This window comes from Neisseria arctica, from assembly GCF_022870905.1.
Classification (GTDB): Bacteria; Pseudomonadota; Gammaproteobacteria; order Burkholderiales; family Neisseriaceae; genus Neisseria; species Neisseria arctica.
In genome coordinates this window covers 1586242-1602377 of record NZ_CP091510.1, presented here as the reverse complement: position 1 = coordinate 1602377, position 16136 = coordinate 1586242, and the positions used below count along the sequence as shown (strand labels likewise).

Annotated in this window: 15 protein-coding genes; 4 read left to right on the top strand and 11 right to left on the bottom strand. The window is 43.5% G+C overall.

All coding sequences use genetic code 11. From position 1 onward, the window contains the following. Positions 1 to 74: 74 nt before the first annotated feature. Positions 75 to 482: an RNA-binding S4 domain-containing protein gene (locus LVJ86_RS07405; protein WP_235284618.1), complete on the bottom strand. Its 408-nt coding sequence runs from the start codon at positions 480 to 482 to the stop codon at positions 75 to 77. Between the two features lie 242 nt (positions 483 to 724). Here LVJ86_RS07405 and LVJ86_RS07400 point away from each other — a divergent pair, with 242 nt between their 5' ends. Then, positions 725 to 1684 carry an acetyl-CoA carboxylase carboxyltransferase subunit alpha gene (locus LVJ86_RS07400; RefSeq protein WP_047761448.1) on the top strand — a complete coding sequence of 320 codons (960 nt, stop codon included), beginning with the start codon at positions 725 to 727 and terminating at the stop codon, positions 1682 to 1684. 117 nt (positions 1685 to 1801) lie between these two features. Here the strand turns inward: LVJ86_RS07400 and LVJ86_RS07395 are convergent, their stop codons facing one another. After that, positions 1802 to 2833 carry a sensor histidine kinase gene (locus tag LVJ86_RS07395; protein ID WP_047761449.1) on the bottom strand — a complete coding sequence of 344 codons (1032 nt, stop codon included), beginning with the start codon at positions 2831 to 2833 and terminating at the stop codon, positions 1802 to 1804. A gap of 49 nt (positions 2834 to 2882) precedes the next feature. Between LVJ86_RS07395 and argH the strand changes: the two genes are divergently transcribed. Continuing rightward, the gene (gene argH, locus LVJ86_RS07390; protein ID WP_047761450.1) at positions 2883 to 4262 is read left to right on the top strand and encodes an argininosuccinate lyase; all 1380 of its coding nucleotides are present in this window, start codon (positions 2883 to 2885) and stop codon (positions 4260 to 4262) included. A 119-nt stretch (positions 4263 to 4381) separates the two neighbouring features. Here the strand turns inward: argH and rpoD are convergent, their stop codons facing one another. From rpoD to LVJ86_RS07375, 3 genes are all read right to left on the bottom strand, one after another. Beyond that, positions 4382 to 6331 carry an RNA polymerase sigma factor RpoD gene (gene rpoD, locus LVJ86_RS07385; RefSeq protein WP_047761451.1) on the bottom strand — a complete coding sequence of 650 codons (1950 nt, stop codon included), beginning with the start codon at positions 6329 to 6331 and terminating at the stop codon, positions 4382 to 4384. Positions 6332 to 6578: 247 nt separating this feature from the next. Continuing rightward, positions 6579 to 8345, bottom strand: coding sequence for a DNA primase (gene dnaG, locus LVJ86_RS07380; protein WP_047761452.1), 1767 nt, complete (start codon positions 8343 to 8345; stop codon positions 6579 to 6581). 89 nt (positions 8346 to 8434) lie between these two features. Beyond that, entirely contained in the window at positions 8435 to 8785 is a 351-nt protein-coding gene (locus LVJ86_RS07375) for a helix-turn-helix domain-containing protein (protein WP_047761453.1), read from the bottom strand. Positions 8786 to 8927: 142 nt separating this feature from the next. Here LVJ86_RS07375 and LVJ86_RS07370 point away from each other — a divergent pair, with 142 nt between their 5' ends. Continuing rightward, positions 8928 to 9683 (top strand): YaaW family protein, encoded by a 756-nt coding sequence (locus LVJ86_RS07370; protein ID WP_047761454.1) that lies wholly within the window; start codon positions 8928 to 8930, stop codon positions 9681 to 9683. Between the two features lie 50 nt (positions 9684 to 9733). On the opposite strand, the gene LVJ86_RS07365 is transcribed toward LVJ86_RS07370, so the two are convergent. The 5 genes from LVJ86_RS07365 to gmk form a co-directional block, all read right to left on the bottom strand. After that, positions 9734 to 10180 carry a GatB/YqeY domain-containing protein gene (locus LVJ86_RS07365; protein WP_047761455.1) on the bottom strand — a complete coding sequence of 149 codons (447 nt, stop codon included), beginning with the start codon at positions 10178 to 10180 and terminating at the stop codon, positions 9734 to 9736. Positions 10181 to 10390: 210 nt separating this feature from the next. Then, entirely contained in the window at positions 10391 to 10603 is a 213-nt protein-coding gene (gene rpsU, locus LVJ86_RS07360) for a 30S ribosomal protein S21 (protein WP_003680926.1), read from the bottom strand. A gap of 305 nt (positions 10604 to 10908) precedes the next feature. After that, on the bottom strand, positions 10909 to 13071 hold the full coding sequence (locus LVJ86_RS07355) for a RelA/SpoT family protein (protein ID WP_047761457.1): 2163 nt from the start codon (positions 13069 to 13071) through the stop codon (positions 10909 to 10911). 21 nt (positions 13072 to 13092) lie between these two features. Further along, positions 13093 to 13299, bottom strand: a complete 207-nt coding sequence (rpoZ, locus tag LVJ86_RS07350; protein ID WP_047761458.1) for a DNA-directed RNA polymerase subunit omega — start codon at positions 13297 to 13299, stop codon at positions 13093 to 13095. 79 nt (positions 13300 to 13378) lie between these two features. Next, a complete protein-coding gene (gmk, locus tag LVJ86_RS07345) occupies positions 13379 to 13996 on the bottom strand; it encodes a guanylate kinase (protein ID WP_047761459.1) in 618 nt (205 codons plus the stop codon). Positions 13997 to 14481: 485 nt separating this feature from the next. Between gmk and LVJ86_RS07340 the strand changes: the two genes are divergently transcribed. Then, the gene (locus tag LVJ86_RS07340) at positions 14482 to 15051 is read left to right on the top strand and encodes an adenine phosphoribosyltransferase (protein ID WP_244702559.1); all 570 of its coding nucleotides are present in this window, start codon (positions 14482 to 14484) and stop codon (positions 15049 to 15051) included. A 71-nt stretch (positions 15052 to 15122) separates the two neighbouring features. On the opposite strand, the gene LVJ86_RS07335 is transcribed toward LVJ86_RS07340, so the two are convergent. Continuing rightward, positions 15123 to 16070 (bottom strand): serine hydrolase, encoded by a 948-nt coding sequence (locus LVJ86_RS07335; RefSeq protein ID WP_047761461.1) that lies wholly within the window; start codon positions 16068 to 16070, stop codon positions 15123 to 15125. Positions 16071 to 16136: the final 66 nt, after the last annotated feature.

The window sequence follows — 16136 nt, the reverse complement described above, 5'->3', positions numbered from 1 at the left end:
TTATTTAGGTGTGTATATGTGCTAAGTGTGAGTAGGTTTTTCATGTTTTATTCTATAGTTGGGATGGGTAAGTTTTACCAATCCCGTTTAATTTTATCTAACTGCCGACGGTCACGTTTCGTAGGGCGGCCTTCCGGATAGGTGGCACTAATCCGGCTGGCTTGATCTAAAAGTTTTTGCTGCTCACGTTTGAGTGCTGTATTTTCATCTTCTTCGTAAAGTAAACGAGCTTCAGAGGCTGGTCGGCGTTGGTGATTTAGTGCCAACACTTTGATTTTGTATGGTAATGAGTTTAATGTTAGATCAATAGTATCGCCTACATTAATACTTTTACTATTTTTTATTTTAGCGCCATTTACTTGTATTCTACCAAGTTCAATATGTTTTTGTGCAAGTGCTCGTGTTTTGAAAAAACGAGCAGCCCATAGCCATTTATCTAAACGCATAGAGTTATGGGCATGATTCTCAGAAGTAGATTTCATATATGTATCGGGGCATATCAGTTGCATAAATATAAAGTTTAGCATATTCTTTAGGAGTAGTATTAAAGCACTAATTTGTTAAGTTTTTGATTTGGATATCACCTAAATACTCTAACTTTAGGTAGCACAGTTGGGCGTTAATGCTAAATAGTGAAAACCATGCATGTAAATGCTGCTAAAAAGCATATCTTCGCGTATGATTACGTAAAAATCTTTTAATAATAAAGAGTGGCAGTTATATTATGAAACCTGTTTTTCTTGACTTTGAACAACCTATTGCCGAATTGACTAAGAAAATTGATGAATTGCGTTTTGTGCAAGGCGAATCTGCGGTTGATATTTCCGATGAAATTACCCGTTTGCAGAAAAAAAGCACAGACCTGACCAAATCTATTTTTAATAAGTTGACTCCGGCACAAATTTCACAAGTATCCCGTCATCCTCAAAGACCTTATACTTTTGATTACATTGATGCAATTTTTACTGATTTTGAAGAATTACATGGAGATCGCCATTTTGCTGACGATAAGGCTATTGTCGGAGGTTTGGCTCGTTTTAATGGACAAAGTGTTGTAGTCATAGGTCATCAAAAAGGACGAGATACCAAAGAAAAAATTCGTCGTAATTTCGGTATGCCGCGTCCTGAAGGATATCGTAAAGCATTACGGTTGATGGAGACTGCAGAAAAATTTAATTTGCCCGTTATGACTTTTGTTGATACGCCGGGAGCTTACCCGGGTATCGGAGCAGAAGAGCGCGGACAATCGGAGGCAATTGGGCGTAATCTATATGAATTAACACGTTTGAAAGTGCCGGTTTTATGTACTATTATCGGTGAGGGTGGCTCAGGAGGGGCTTTAGCAATTGCTGTAGGCGATTATGTGAATATGCTGCAATACTCTACCTATTCAGTTATTTCTCCCGAAGGCTGTGCTTCTATTTTATGGAAAACTGCGGAAAAAGCTCCCGATGCTGCACAAGCCTTGGGGATTACTGCCAAGCGCTTGTTTGAGTTGAAGCTTATTGATCGCATTATCGAAGAACCTTTAGGTGGTGCACATCGCAACCATGAAGAAATCACCAAGCGTGTGAAGGAAGTATTGGCTGAGCAGTTACGTGAAGCTCAGAGCCTGACTATGGGGGATTTATTGACTAGACGTTTTGATCGAATTATGGCTTATGGCCAGTTTGTTGGAAAATAAATAAAAGTATTTTCAACTGAATAGCTTCATATAACATAAGGGCCGTCTGAAAATGTTTTCAGACGGCCCTTATGTTATATGAAATATAAATAATATTTATATGAAGTTAGCTATAAATTAACCGAATAAGCGTTGCACATCACTCTGTTCTTTTTTTCGATAGGGTATACGAATATCTACTCGAAAAACACCATCTTCTTGTTTACATTTTAACCAGGCATCTTTATCGTAAAGCAGCGATAGCCTTTCTTTTAAATTAACTAAAGCCATTGAATTTCCTTTATGCGGCTTTGCATTATTAGGATCACTTGGGGGAATATATGGATTTTCAATGCAAATATAGATCCAGTTGCGCTCTTGTTGAGTAAGCACAGAGATCAAACCCGGACGGTGGCTGGATTCGACACCATGAAATACAGCATTTTCCAAAAGCGGCTGTAAAAGCAAATGAGGAGTAATGGCATTATCAGGGGCATTGTGCTGCCACATGACTTGTAAGCGGGTATGCCCCATACGGATTTGTTCAATTGCAATATACTCTTGAGCCCATTCGATTTCCTGCCCCAAGGTGCTGTTTTGATTTCCATCTTTTAGTTGTGCTCGAAATAAGTTGGCTAGATTTTCGAGTAGTGTTTCAGCATCATATGGGCGCAGACGGATGAGACTGATGGCCGCATTCAGACTATTAAATAAAAAGTGTGGGCGGATACGAGCCGTTAAGGCTGTTAAACGCGCTTCCGATAAGGCAGGCTGAAGTTTGTAAATACGGTTGGCTTCAATATACATACATAAAAAGAAGAAAACAGTAAATTGGACGAAATGTGATAAGTAATGGTGAGGGGGAGGCACTATAAAATATTCTGTTACAGCAAAAATAGGGAGATGGCTGATATACCAAAAGAATGGCCCTAGAGAATATTTAGACAGACGATGGCATAAAGGGAAACCCAGTAATGTGGAAAAAATCATCATGGGAACGGCCCAGCTTACTGTTTCAATAAGCATTTCTATATAGCTATCGTAAGGATAGCTTAATATTGGCAGAAGAAAGCAAGCTGTAGTCGATAGGATAATCAGTCGCGAGATAGTACTTGCATTGCGCATGTCCGGAATTGCAAAACAAGATGCTATTTGACGTATAATAGCCATGAACAATCAACCTTAATCTGTAACAATATTTTTAGATGGATATAACTAAATGAACAACAGTAAAACTTGGTCGGGCCGTTTCAATGAGCCTGTTTCCGAACTGGTTAAAAAATATACTGGTTCAATCGACTTTGATAAACGTTTGGCCAAATGGGATATTCAAGGTTCTTTGGCACATGCAAAAATGTTGCAGCAGGCAGGTGTTTTGAGCGAGTCTGATTTGACTGCGATTTGCCAAGGAATGGCTGAAATTATAGCAGAAATAGAAGGCGGTGAGATGCCTTGGTCATTAGATTTGGAAGATGTTCATATGAATATCGAACGCCGCTTAACTGAGAAAATCGGCGATGCAGGCAAGCGCTTGCACACAGGGCGTAGCCGTAACGATCAAGTAGCTACGGATATTCGTTTGTGGTTACGTGATGAAATTACCACCATTCAACAATTGATTCGTGATTTGCAAGCCGCATTATTAGATTTGGCCGAACAAAATGCTGATGTAGTGATGCCTGGTTTTACACATTTGCAAGTTGCCCAGCCGGTTAGCTTCGGCCACCATATGTTGGCTTATGTAGAGATGCTGGGAAGAGATTACGAACGTATGGCTGATTGTCGTAAACGGGTCAACCGAATGCCTTTAGGGGCTGCGGCTTTGGCGGGCACTACTTATCCTATTTGCCGCGAAACAACAGCTAAGTTGTTAGATTTTGAACAGATCTGCCAAAATTCATTAGATGCCGTTTCTGATCGTGATTTCGCCATTGAGTTTACTGCAGCGGCCAGCTTGGTAATGGTACACTTAAGCCGTCTTTCGGAAGAGTTAATTCTATGGATGAGCCCGCGTTTTGGTTTTATCGATATTGCGGATAGATTCTGTACAGGCTCAAGTATTATGCCTCAGAAGAAAAACCCGGATGTACCGGAGCTGGTGCGAGGTAAGTCAGGTCGTGTAATTGGCCATCTTACCGGATTGATTATGCTGATGAAATCACAACCATTGGCTTATAACAAAGATAATCAGGAAGATAAAGAACCACTTTTTGATACGGTAGATACGTTAATTGATACTTTGCGTATTTATGCTGATATGATGCGGGGCGTGACTGTGAAGCCGGATAATATGCGGGCGGCTGTTATGCAGGGTTTTGCAACAGCTACGGATTTGGCTGATTATTTGGTGAAAAAAGGAATGCCTTTCCGTGACAGTCATGAAGTAGTAGCTCTGGCGGTACGTCATGCAGATATGCAAGGTGTAGATTTGAGTGAACTCTCTTTAGAGGTGTTGCAAGGTTTTTCAGCTCTGATTGCTGAGGATGTTTACAGTGTATTGACTCCCGAAGGTAGTTTACAGGCTCGAAACCATTTGGGCGGAACAGCCCCGGAGCAAGTATGTTTACAAGTACAGCGTTGGCGTAATTTGCTAGCATAAGATTATATAAAACAACACCTGGCAATTTGTCAGGTGTTGTTTTATTGATGTCGAAAGTCAATTTTCAGACGGCCTTGTTTAATAGTTTAGGCCGTCTGAAAATTATTTTAATTTTGTAATTATTGTTTATTGTCTTCGCTATCTAAGAAGCTTTTTAAGCGGTCACTGCGGGTAGGGTGACGCAGTTTACGTAAAGCTTTGGCTTCGATTTGACGGATACGTTCACGCGTTACATCAAATTGTTTACCTACTTCTTCCAGCGTGTGGTCGGTATTCATATCGATACCGAAGCGCATACGTAACACTTTTGCTTCACGCGGAGTCAGGCTTTCTAATACATCTTTGGTTACTTCGCGCAGGCTCGAATACATGGCAGCATCTGCCGGAGCGACATTATTTACATCTTCAATGAAGTCGCCCAAGTGTGAATCGTCATCATCACCGATTGGTGTTTCCATGGAAATCGGTTCTTTTGCGATTTTCATGATTTTACGGATCTTATCTTCAGGCATTTCCATTAATTCGGCCAGTTTTGCAGAATCAGGCTCTTCACCGGTTTCCTGTAAGTATTGGCGCGAAATACGGTTCATTTTATTGATGGTTTCAATCATATGAACCGGAATGCGAATAGTACGTGCCTGATCCGCAATCGAACGGGTAATGGCCTGACGGATCCACCAAGTAGCATAAGTCGAAAATTTATAGCCACGGCGGTATTCGAATTTATCTACCGCCTTCATCAAGCCGATATTGCCTTCTTGAATAAGATCAAGAAATTGCAAGCCACGGTTGGTATATTTTTTTGCAATTGAAATAACCAGACGCAGGTTTGCTTGAATCATCTCTTGCTTGGCAGCCGCGGTTTCTTTTTCGCTGACAACCATATTTTTGTTGATTTCCTTCAGCTCCTCAATGGAAATACGAGCTTCTTTTTCCATTTGTGCCATTTCACTTTGCTTTTCAATAATATCGTGACGGAAACGACCCAGTGCATCGCTCCATACGCGACCTTTGGTAATCTCGTCTTCCACCCATTTCAGGTTGGTAGCGTGCGGCAGGAAGTTATTGATAAAATACTCACGATCCATGTGAACATTGTTCAGACAGATATCGCGGATTTCACGCTCCAATTTACGGATGTTGTCGACGCGGGTACGCAGATTGCTGCTTAGGCTTTCAATCTGACGTGTTGCGAAGCGGGTTTCAAGTAATTTGGCCGCAATAGCATCGCGGTGTGCGAGATAAGATGGATGTTTGCTATCGTGTTTATCCAGAGCGGAGATCATCTTATCGTAGTCTTGTTGGATGCCCGCGAAGTGTTCAAGCACTTTTTGTTTTAGCTCTTCTAAATTTGCTGCCGACATGGCTTCGCTATCTGTGCCCTCCGAATCATCTTCGTCTGTGTCATCGGTGCTATCTTCGTCGTCAACGGTGCTATCGGCGGAACCGTCTTCCGATGTTCCCTCAAGATGACTTAAGCCGAGCTCATTCAGTAATACTTCGTTGGGATCGATGATGGCCTCTACAACCTCGTCTACTTTAATTTCATCAGCACGAATACGTTCGATTAATGCCAAAATTTCCGCAATTGAACCGGGGCAGGCAGAAATGGCCTGAACCATATTTTTCAGAGCATTTTCAATTTTTTTGGCAATGATGATTTCGTCTTCACGTGTGAGCAGGTCGACTTGCCCCATTTCCCGCATATACATACGGACAGGATCGGTCGTGCGGCCAAACTCACTGTCAGCGCTGGAAAGGGCGGCCTCGGCCTCTTCTACCGCATCATCATCGGTAAGGTTGGCGGTATTGTCGCTAAGTAGAATATCTTCGGCATCGGGAGCTTGTTCGGTAACTTGTATGCCTAGTCCGGAAATCATGGTAACGATGTTGTCGATTTGTTCTGCATCAGACATATCGTCAGGCAGGGCATCGTTGATTTCTGCGTAGGTAATGTAGCCGCGCTCTTTGCCCATGATAATCAGTTGGCGCAAACGTGCGCGTTGTTCTTCAAGGCTTAGCGGGCGGATATCGTCTTGTTCGTCGTAATCAGAAGTGTGGTTGGCCATAGGTTTACTCGGTAGTTTCGGTTAGAAGGCCGGCGGAAGGTATTGAATGGTTTCTGCAGTTTGTGCAGCGTATTTTCGGCAGGCTTTTCTCTAAACGGCCTGCAATAGCCGATTAATGGCTTTCAGGCAAAGAATTTGTGGTGCTAAGGTGGGGCCGTCTGAAAAAATTACAAGCGGCGGATAGAAGGCGCTAATTATATTAAATTTATATGCTGCAAACAAGGCAAGGAAGGCTCTGGGTAAGCAGTTATTTGCTTTGTAGTAACGTTCGCAGCAGATTTTCTTCGTGTTCGGTCAGCCCACTTTCATTGAGCTTGATTCTTAGGCGGTTGAGCTGGGCTGTTTTCAACTTGTTTTGAAGTTTTAGCATGCCGTGCTTGAATTCTTCGACTGCTTCTTCGTTTTGACTGTCTGGCTCATTGTCTGGTTCGGTATTCCGGAAAATTTCCAGTAACATGGCTTCGTGTTCGCTGCCGCGGATATGTTCGAGGATTTGGGCTGTAGTGGGTATGGCGGGCAGGTTGTGTATCAGCTCTGCAAGGTTTGCCAAACAGGCCATCTCGCCGGAGAGCTGCAGATATTCCGGTAGAAGTGCGTATTTTGCCCATGAGGGACAAGCAAGCAAGGAGCGTATTTGCTTCTGCTCCAAGCTGAGCATAGGTGGTTGGCGGAATGTTGCCTGCGGCAGTTTATAGCTTTTTTGCTTGATATATTGCTTGGGGGCATCTTGACCGATTAGTTGTGCGAGGTTGGCAGGGTCGATGCCGACAATTTCACTTAATTGCTGCTTGAGTAGAAAGCCAAGCGCAGGAGCGGTAATTTGTGCTAATAGAGGGGCGCTTTTTTTGACTAATTCGGCTTTGCCTTCATGAGTATCTAAATTAAGGCCGTCTGAAAGTGCTTGCCAAAAATATTCGGATAATGGTTTGCTTTGGTTGAGCAGGGCATCTTCAAACTGATTTTTGCCATAGGCTCGTATATAGCTGTCGGGATCATGTTCTTCCGGAAGGAACAGAAAGTGTAATGATTTGTCGTCTTTTAATTGAGGCAGGGCGTTTTCGAGTGCCCTCCAGGCAGCTTTTCTGCCCGCACGGTCACCATCGAAACAGAAGTAAATACTGTCGGTTTGGCGCATGAGAATTTTCACATGCTCAGCGGTCGTGGAGGTACCGAGTGCGGCAACACCGTATCCGATACCGAATTGTGCCAGTGCGACTACATCCATATAGCCTTCAACAACCAAAATGCGGCCGGCGTCTTTTATCGCGGCCCGCCCTTCGTGCAAACCGTATAAGTTGCGCCCTTTATCGAACAGCGGTGTTTCCGGTGAATTTAGGTATTTGGGCTCGCCTTTGTCTAGTATGCGTCCCCCAAAGCCGATAACTTGACCGCGTTGGTTGCGTATCGGGAACATGATACGGTCACGGAAACGGTCATAATGCTTGCCGTCCTTTTCTATTACCATGCCGCTTTCTACCAATGCCGTATTGGGGTAAGGCTGGAATGCTTCGGATAACGGGTGCCAACCATCGGGAGCATAACCCAAACCGTAATGTTCGATTATTTCGGGAGAAAGGCCGCGTTGGCTGAGGTAGGCTTGGGCCCGCGGATTTTGAGCCAGTTTGGAAATGTAGTAAGTAGCTGAGGCTTCGGTTGTTTCTTCTAAGGTTTGTTGTTTTTTCTTACGTTCCTGCCGTATTTCCGGGCTTTCTTCTCGCCCTTTGGTTTTGGGCACCGCCATGCCGACGCGGTCGGCTAGGTATTGCACGGCCTCGGTAAAACTTAAACCTTGATATTCCATGATAAAGCCGATAGCAGAGCCGTGCGCACCGCAACCGAAACAATGGTAAAACTGTTTTTGCGGGCTTACTGAAAATGACGGTGATTTTTCTTTATGGAACGGGCAGCAGGCCATATAGTTGGCACCGCCTTTTTTTAGCGGTACGTGTTCATCGATAATATCGACGATGTCAACTTTGGAAAGAAGCTCGTCTATAAATTCAGTTGGAATCATAGCGGATTGGATCGGCCAATTGGTTAACCGATTATTATAGGTTGCGCCATTAGCGGATTCAAGCAAAACAAAATCAATTTTGAAATTGCTTATTCGGTGGTATGGAAGGTATCTAAAAGATTGATAATAGATTGCTTTTGCTCTTGGCTGATATGCCGCCAATGAAAGTCTAAACGGTGTTTGAGGCCGTCTGAATCAAAATTTTCTGCTGGTATGCAATCTTGTAAAAACCAAAATAACGGAGTATCTAAAATCTGGGCGATGTGGATCAGATGAGTAATGTTGACCTTGTTGGCTCCACGCTCATAGCGGGAGAGTTGTTGCTGGGACATACCGATCTTTTCAGATAGTACATCGGCTGTTAAATGGCATTCTTTACGCCGGATTTGGATACGTTTGCCGATGGCTTTGTCGAAATCGGAAACAGGTAGTTGAGCCACTGATATTGCTTTCGTTAAAAATACTCGTCTATTGAATGTTTCCTTAAATTTACTCTTGTTTAAATATCATTTAATTTGTAAAATAATAAAAAATAAACTTTTATTTTGTATTTTTGCTAATGGCTATTAGGAGATGAGAGTAATGGCTTATCGTAACGATATTGACCTTGAATTCCTTGGAGAGATGAAGTCTGAAGATTTGGGTGATTTGGTGTACTGCTTAACTCATGATAAAAATGGCAAAGCCCGATGGACTGAAGAGCTTACTGGTAGCAGGAAATATAAAATGTATTATCCTGATCACCAGCAATATTGGCAGGAGATTGCTGCAGAAATCCAATGCTTTGGCGCCGATACCTTCGCAACCATATTTCGTGGTGGAAAGGGGGTCTTATATCGAGAGGTATTGACGGATGTGTGTGATAAATTAAAAGTAAATTATCATGAGAAATCTAGCGTAGAGAGAATAGAATTGGCACTGTTGTCTAAAATATTAGAAGATGCGCTGAATAAAATGACGCAGGAACAATTAAAGGAAATTGCTAGCGAGTTGGGTGTAAACAATGTAGAAATGATGAGTAAGGGAGCATTGGCGGCCGTTATCATAAAAATTTTTAATTTCGGTGGTTTTTATTCATATCAGTTAACCGTAATCATTGTGAATGCCATATTAAAAGCCCTAATCGGCAGAGGGTTGTCTATTTTGGGTAACACTATATTGGTACGGATATTGTCCATTATCACAGGTCCTATTGGTTTGGTGGTTACTGGGATCTGGACTGCAGTTGATATTGCAGGAGCGGCGTACCGGGTAACGATTCCTGCTGTAATCGCAGTGGCGGCTCTCCGACAAAAACATTTGTATGGTGATATGGGTGGGAAGATTTTTGACAAATAAATGTATATGGTTATTAAAACGCCGTCTGAAATTTTCAGACGGCGTTTTAATTAAGCGGTTAAAACGGCTTTTAAGATTTTATTTACTTCGCCCATATCGGCTTTGCCTGCCAATCTGTTTTTTAAAATACCCATTACTTTGCCCATATCGGCAATGCCTGCGGCACCGGTTTCGTTAACAGCAAGGCGAACGGCTGTTTCGATTTCTTCGGTAGACAGCATTTTCGGCAAATAGCGGTTTAGAACTTCGATTTCTGCGTTTTCTTTATCTGCCAGATCTTGGCGGCCTGCATCGGTATAAATTTTAGCGGAGTCTTTACGCTGCTTTACCAGCTTGGTAAGAATTGCAGTGATTTTTTCATCGTCGGCTTCAGCACGTTCATCAACTTCGAATTGCTTGATGGCAGCGTTAACCAAGCGGATAGTGGAAAGTGTTATGCTGTCTTTTGCGCGCATGGCGTTTTTCATATCTTCGGTTAGTTGTATTTTCAGGCTCATAATTGTTCTCGAAATAAAAATTGGATAGAGGATATGGTTTTGTTAAAGGATCACCGATCCGTATTATCTTTTTATGCTGGTGCTTTGTATAGATGCAGGGTAGCAGTAAAGGGTGAAAAGATATTTTGTACATGCTTTTAAATGATAAGTAAAAACACCGCAAGACAGTAGCCTTACGGTGTTTGGATCTTATCAAGGCTTAAGCCGTGATTAGTACATTTTCGGAGGCAGCTGTTGGCTGCGCAGGCGTTTTTGCAGGCGTTTTGCAGCAGCGGCTTTTTTGCGCTTACGTTCGGTAGTTGGTTTTTCGTAAGCTTCACGAGCACGCAGCTCGGTTAGCAAACCGGTTTTTTCTACGGCACGTTTGAAACGGCGCATTGCAACTTCAAAAGGTTCGTTTTCTTTTACACGAATAGCAGGCATTGTATTTCCTTACATATTTTTAATTGGTTTGACCGCTGTATTTCAGACGGCTTTGATGGAATTTGAGTGTATCGCTTAAATATGCACTTGGATAAGAGTGCGGGCGGGATACGCGCCGTGATGTGAAACATCACCTCCTAACAATGCTGCAGCGTTGTTGTGTATCGGGCAGCTGAAAAATAGGGTTGTAATTTTTAGACTTAAAATCAATCCGAAATTATCTTTTATTGCGATGTGATTGTCAAGAACGATAAAAGGCCGTCTGAAAGATTGCATTTCAGACGGCCTTTCATATTAATTATCGTTTAATTTCGGACAACACGGCGGACATGTGGGATTGCATATAGTGCGCGGATAATTTCATTAAGCTGTTCGAGATTTTTTGTTTTGATAAAAAATTTAAACTCGATAAACCCTTCTGTTCCGGCTTGTTTTTGCGAGGGGGTTTCAACTGACTCAATATCCGCATTGGCCCCTGATATTGCTTGCGCCATCGCGGCAAGCAGGCCGTGGGTATCACGTGCTCCGGCGGTAATCGAGGTGCGGTAGGTGCGGTTGTGTATGCTGTCCCAGTCGGCTTCCAGTTGCTGTTCGAGATCCGCTTTCAATACATTGGGACAGGTATCGCGGTGGATAATCATACCTTGATCTTTGATAATAACGGCACGGATACTGTCACCCGGAATCGGGTTGCAGCATTGTGCCAAATGTACACGACCGGTTTCATTACCGTTAATCTTGATCGGGCTAAGTTTGACTTCGTCGCCAAAATGCTCTCCTGCCAATTCGGCAATATGCATAGCGACGGAAACGGGTAGGGTGTGTCCCATGCCCACGTTGTACAGCACATCTTCAAAAGATGTTTGTTTGTTGTTGAGATCGGTCAGATATTTTTCTTTTAAATCGTCTGATAGCAAAACGTTTTGAGGTAAAAGGCTGGAGAGAGCCTTCTGTAATAGATTTTCACCAAGCAGGATGGCATCTTGGCGGTTCATATTTTTAATATAGTTGCGTATGGCGCTGCGAGCGCGGCTGGAAACAGCGAAGTTTAGCCATGCGGCGTTGGGTTTTGCATGTTCGGAAGTAATAATTTCTACTGTGTCGCCGGTTTTTAATGCTGTACGCAGCGGCATCATAGTGTTGTTGACACGGGCGGCAACGGTGCGATTGCCTATGTCGGTATGTACTGCATAGGCAAAATCGATAGGTGTTGCCCCTTCGGGTAAAACCAAAATTTTGCCTTTCGGAGTAAGAATGTAAACTTCATCAGGAAAGAGGTCGACTTTAACATGCTCGAGAAACTCCATTGCATTAGAGCTTCGTGCTTGTAAGTCAAGAATATTCTGTAGCCATTGGTTGGTACGCAGGGTGGCTTGGTCAATTGTATTTTCCCCAGATTTGTAAATCCAATGGCCTGCAATGCCTCCTTCGGCTACGGCATCCATTTCTCTGGTTCTTATTTGTACTTCAATTGGTAGGCCGTAAGGGCCGACTAAGGTAGTATGAAGGCTTTGGTAACCATTGCTTTTGGGGATGGCAATGTAGTCTTTAATACGGCCTGGTTTCGGTTGGTAGAGACTGTGCAGTGCGCCGAGTGCCGCATAGCATGCCGGTACACTATTGACTATTACGCGAAAACCGTAAATATCCATTACTTCGGCAAAGCGTAGGTTTTTACTCTGCATTTTCTGATGGATACTGTAGAGATTTTTTTCACGGCCTTTGATTTTGGCTTCGATATTGGCGCTGACCAAGCGTTGGCTGAATGCTCTTAATACTTTGCCGACTACGTCACGGCGGTTTCTCCGACTGGCTTTCATAGCCTTTTGAAGGGTTTCGTAGCGGCGGGGGTGTAAGTTCTGGAATGATAAATCCTGCAATTCCTGATAGGCGCTGTTTAAACCGATCCGGTTAGCGATCTGTGCATAAATTTCCAAGGTTTCTTGGGCAATGCGGCGGCGTTTTTCCGGGCGCATTGAACCAAGGGTACGCATATTGTGCAGGCGGTCTGAAAGTTTAATGACAATAACGCGTATGTCTTTTGTCATGGCCAGAATTAATTTACGGAAGCTTTCCGCTTGGTGTTCGGCTTGATCGTTATATTCGAGTTTTTCCAGCTTGGATAGGCCGTCTACCATTTCGGCAATGGTTTCGCCGAATTCGGCCGTCATTTCCAGCTTGGTAACACCTGTGTCTTCCAGAACATCATGCATGACGCCCGCGCACAATCCCTGAACATCCATATGCCAGGCTGCCAATTGTGCAGCCACTGCCAACGGATGAGTGATATAGGGCTCTCCACTTTTTCGGGTTTGCCCGTCGTGGGCATGAAAAGCGTAGGCACAGGCTTTTTCAAGCAATTGTTTGTCGTCTGTCGTCAGATAATCTGCTGCGCAAAACAATAGTTCGCGTTCTCGTGCGGTTAGCGGATCATAAGGAGCGGTAGGCAGCGGTGTTGGAACAGGCATTCAGACGGCCTCGGCTTTTATTTATTTGTTGCGGCTTAAAAGTTCGGTGCCGATTTGACCTGCGGCTATTTCGCGCAATGCAGTAACGGTCGGTTTGTTGTTGCGGATGTCTTCTACCAGCGGGGCGGTGCCATTTTCCAGTTGGCGTGCGCGGCGTGCGGCGGTTAAGGTAAGATCGAAGTGATTAGGGATTTTATCAATGCAGTCTTCTACGGTAATACGAGCCATTTTCTTTGTGCTTTCTTTCTGAAATTAATTAAAGTGGAATGTTGAGTTAAATCGATTAATGAAATATTGTCGCTAATTTTTATGAGTTTTCCAATAGATTTTCAATAAATAATTGCTGTGAGGGTTGTTTCAACCGGTAAGATTTAATGATGTGTAGTAAGTCGGCTTCGGCGGTTGTTAAGTCTTCGTTCACCACTACATAATCGAATAAAAATGCCTGCTCGATTTCATGACGGGCTTTGCTGAGGCGCTTATTGACAACTTCTTCACTTTCGGTGCCTCGGCCACGTAAACGGTCGGCCAAAACTTTGAAAGAGGGAGGTAGTATGAAAATACTGCATGCATCAGCCAAAGTGCGGCGCACTTGTTCTGCGCCTTGTACATCAATCTCCAAGATAACATCGTAACCTTGTTTGCTTAATTGATTTACCCCTTCGATACTGGTGCCGTAATAATTATCAAACACTTTGGCGTGTTCTAGAAACGCGCCTTCTTGAATCAGAGATTCAAATTTTTCTGTATCGATAAAATAGTAGTGTTGTCCGTGTATTTCTCCTGGACGGGGCGCACGGGTTGTATGCGATACGGAAACACGGATATCGGGACGATTGTTGACAAGGCGGGATATCAATGTGGTTTTACCAGTGCCTGATGCAGCGGTAATGATAAATATATTGCCTTTTTTCTTACTGTGCATAATGTGTTGCCATTTAGATATTTATGCTCCGAATTATAACATAGCAACAAGCGGTTTTGTTTTTCAGGCGGCGACCTAGGCCGCAGTTTGTAATTTTATCATTTTTATTTGCTATTTAATTGATTTTTTTGAAATTATAAATACTTTAGTAGTGTGTCTGCTTTTGGTGGGGCTGTATTGTCGATTGATATTTATTGTTTAGAATCAATATTTTAATTATCGTTGTCTTTAAGAAATGAAAAGGGCTGTGTGGTTTATAAAGAGTGTGAAGCTTTGTTTTTATCTTGATTGTTGTCGTACTTTCTAGCGGCATTTTGTTAAAGAGGTAATATGTTTTAGGGCTTTTATTGGAAATTCTTAGGTTATATTTAGTATTTTGCAAAATATAACCAGATGGCTAAAGGCCATCCGAACCGAGTTTCAGACGGCCTTTGTAAAATCGGTTACAATACACCATTAAATGTTTTCGATAATAGGAATAGATTATGTTGATTCATCCGGATGTAATGGGTGTCAATGCTTTGGCGGAAAAGATTCGCAAAGTGCCTCATTGGCCTAAAGAAGGCATTTTATTTCATGATATTACGCCTGTATTGCAAAGCCCGGAGTATTTCCGCCTTTTAGTAGATTTGTTGGTTTACCGCTATATGGGTCAGAAAATCGATGTGGTAGCCGGTTTGGATGCACGCGGTTTTATTATCGGTGCGGCATTGGCTTATCAGTTAAATGTGGGCTTTGTACCTATTCGCAAAAAAGGCAAGCTGCCTTTTGAAACGGTATCGCAAAGTTATGCCTTGGAATATGGCGAAACAACAGTTGAAATGCATACTGATGCAGTACAGCCGGGGGCTCGGGTGTTGCTGGTAGACGACTTAGTCGCTACAGGTGGAACGATGCTTGCTGGTGTTGAGCTGATTCAAAGATTGGGTGGTGAGGTAATTGAGGCCGCGGCGATTCTTGAGTTTACCGATTTGCCCGGAGGTAATAAGATCCGAAGCAAGGGTGTAAATTTGTTCAGCTTGTGTCAAAACGAAGGCAGTATGCCCGAAGCGTAACACTGTTTTAAGTATATAAGTATATAAAATGCCGTCTGAATGTTCAGACGGCATTTTATTAGGCGCCAACCTTAAGAGCGGCGTTGCAACATCCAAGATTCGATATTGCGCGCATCATTGACACGGCTGATAGATGAGGGGGAGTTGAGTAGGACAATGGTAATAGGTTGGTTTTGCACGTTTGCTTTTACGACCATCGAACGTCCTGATTCGCGGATATAACCGGTTTTTTGCAGTTCGATATTCCAGCTGCCTTCACGGACAAGCGCGTTAGAGTTACGGTAGTTTTGTTGGCGGCCTGTGCTGGTATATACGGTGCCGTAGTTGGAGGTGCTGTTGCGGAGAATGAGCGGATATTGGCTTGCCGCCTGAACGAGTTTGTTTAAATCGTTGGCAGTGGAAACATTACGGAAATCCAATCCGGTTGGTTCGTAGAAACGGGTATTATTCATGCCGAGGCTTTGGGCCTTGCGGTTCATCGCATCAACAAAGGCAGCCATTCCTCCCGGATAGTAGCGCCCTAATACATGGGTGGCGCGATTTTCGCTGCTCATCAAACTTAGATGTAGCATTTCACCGCGGGTTAGCGTGGTGCCGATTGATAGGCGGCTGCTAGTGCCCTTCAATCTGTCGATTTCGGCTTCGGTGATGGTCAGCGGTTCATTCATGCTTTGGCCGGCATCTAATACGACAATAGCACTCATGAGCTTTGAAATAGATGCAATCGGCATCACGCGGTTGGGATTTTTCTGATACAACACTTCGCCAGTACGGTTGTTGACGATTAAGGCGGATTGTGATGTCAGCAAAGGACCCGCCTGTAAGGCTTGTATTTCAACACGATCCGCTTGATTCTGATTTGCAAATGTTCCTATGGGATCATTGGGCGTGGGAAAGTTTTGCTCTAAAAATTGACCGAGTACGTCTAAGTCATCGGCGTTGGCCGGTAAGGAGATTACAGCGACTCCAAGGCTCAGGCATGCTGCAGCGATGGTTTTACGGATGGAAGTAAATATCATGGTAGTAGTTCCGGCTGTTGTTGAGGGTTATTTGCGATCAGGCGCTGTAGCTGTATTTCGGGGAAG

Coding starts and splice junctions, on each gene's coding strand:
- argH (WP_047761450.1), top strand. CDS start 2,883: ATGAACAACAGTAAAACTTGGTCGGGCCGTTTCAATGAGCCTGTTTCC.
- LVJ86_RS07355 (WP_047761457.1), bottom strand. CDS start 13,071: ATGCCTGTTCCAACACCGCTGCCTACCGCTCCTTATGATCCGCTAACC.
- LVJ86_RS07365 (WP_047761455.1), bottom strand. CDS start 10,180: ATGAGCCTGAAAATACAACTAACCGAAGATATGAAAAACGCCATGCGC.
- LVJ86_RS07340 (WP_244702559.1), top strand. CDS start 14,482: ATGTTGATTCATCCGGATGTAATGGGTGTCAATGCTTTGGCGGAAAAG.
- rpoD (WP_047761451.1), bottom strand. CDS start 6,331: ATGGCCAACCACACTTCTGATTACGACGAACAAGACGATATCCGCCCG.
- LVJ86_RS07400 (WP_047761448.1), top strand. CDS start 725: ATGAAACCTGTTTTTCTTGACTTTGAACAACCTATTGCCGAATTGACT.
- dnaG (WP_047761452.1), bottom strand. CDS start 8,345: ATGATTCCAACTGAATTTATAGACGAGCTTCTTTCCAAAGTTGACATC.
- LVJ86_RS07335 (WP_047761461.1), bottom strand. CDS start 16,070: ATGATATTTACTTCCATCCGTAAAACCATCGCTGCAGCATGCCTGAGC.
- LVJ86_RS07405 (WP_235284618.1), bottom strand. CDS start 482: ATGAAATCTACTTCTGAGAATCATGCCCATAACTCTATGCGTTTAGAT.
- LVJ86_RS07395 (WP_047761449.1), bottom strand. CDS start 2,833: ATGGCTATTATACGTCAAATAGCATCTTGTTTTGCAATTCCGGACATG.
- gmk (WP_047761459.1), bottom strand. CDS start 13,996: ATGCACAGTAAGAAAAAAGGCAATATATTTATCATTACCGCTGCATCA.
- rpoZ (WP_047761458.1), bottom strand. CDS start 13,299: ATGGCTCGTATTACCGTAGAAGACTGCATTGATAAAATCCCTAATCAC.
- rpsU (WP_003680926.1), bottom strand. CDS start 10,603: ATGCCTGCTATTCGTGTAAAAGAAAACGAACCTTTTGAAGTTGCAATG.
- LVJ86_RS07370 (WP_047761454.1), top strand. CDS start 8,928: ATGGCTTATCGTAACGATATTGACCTTGAATTCCTTGGAGAGATGAAG.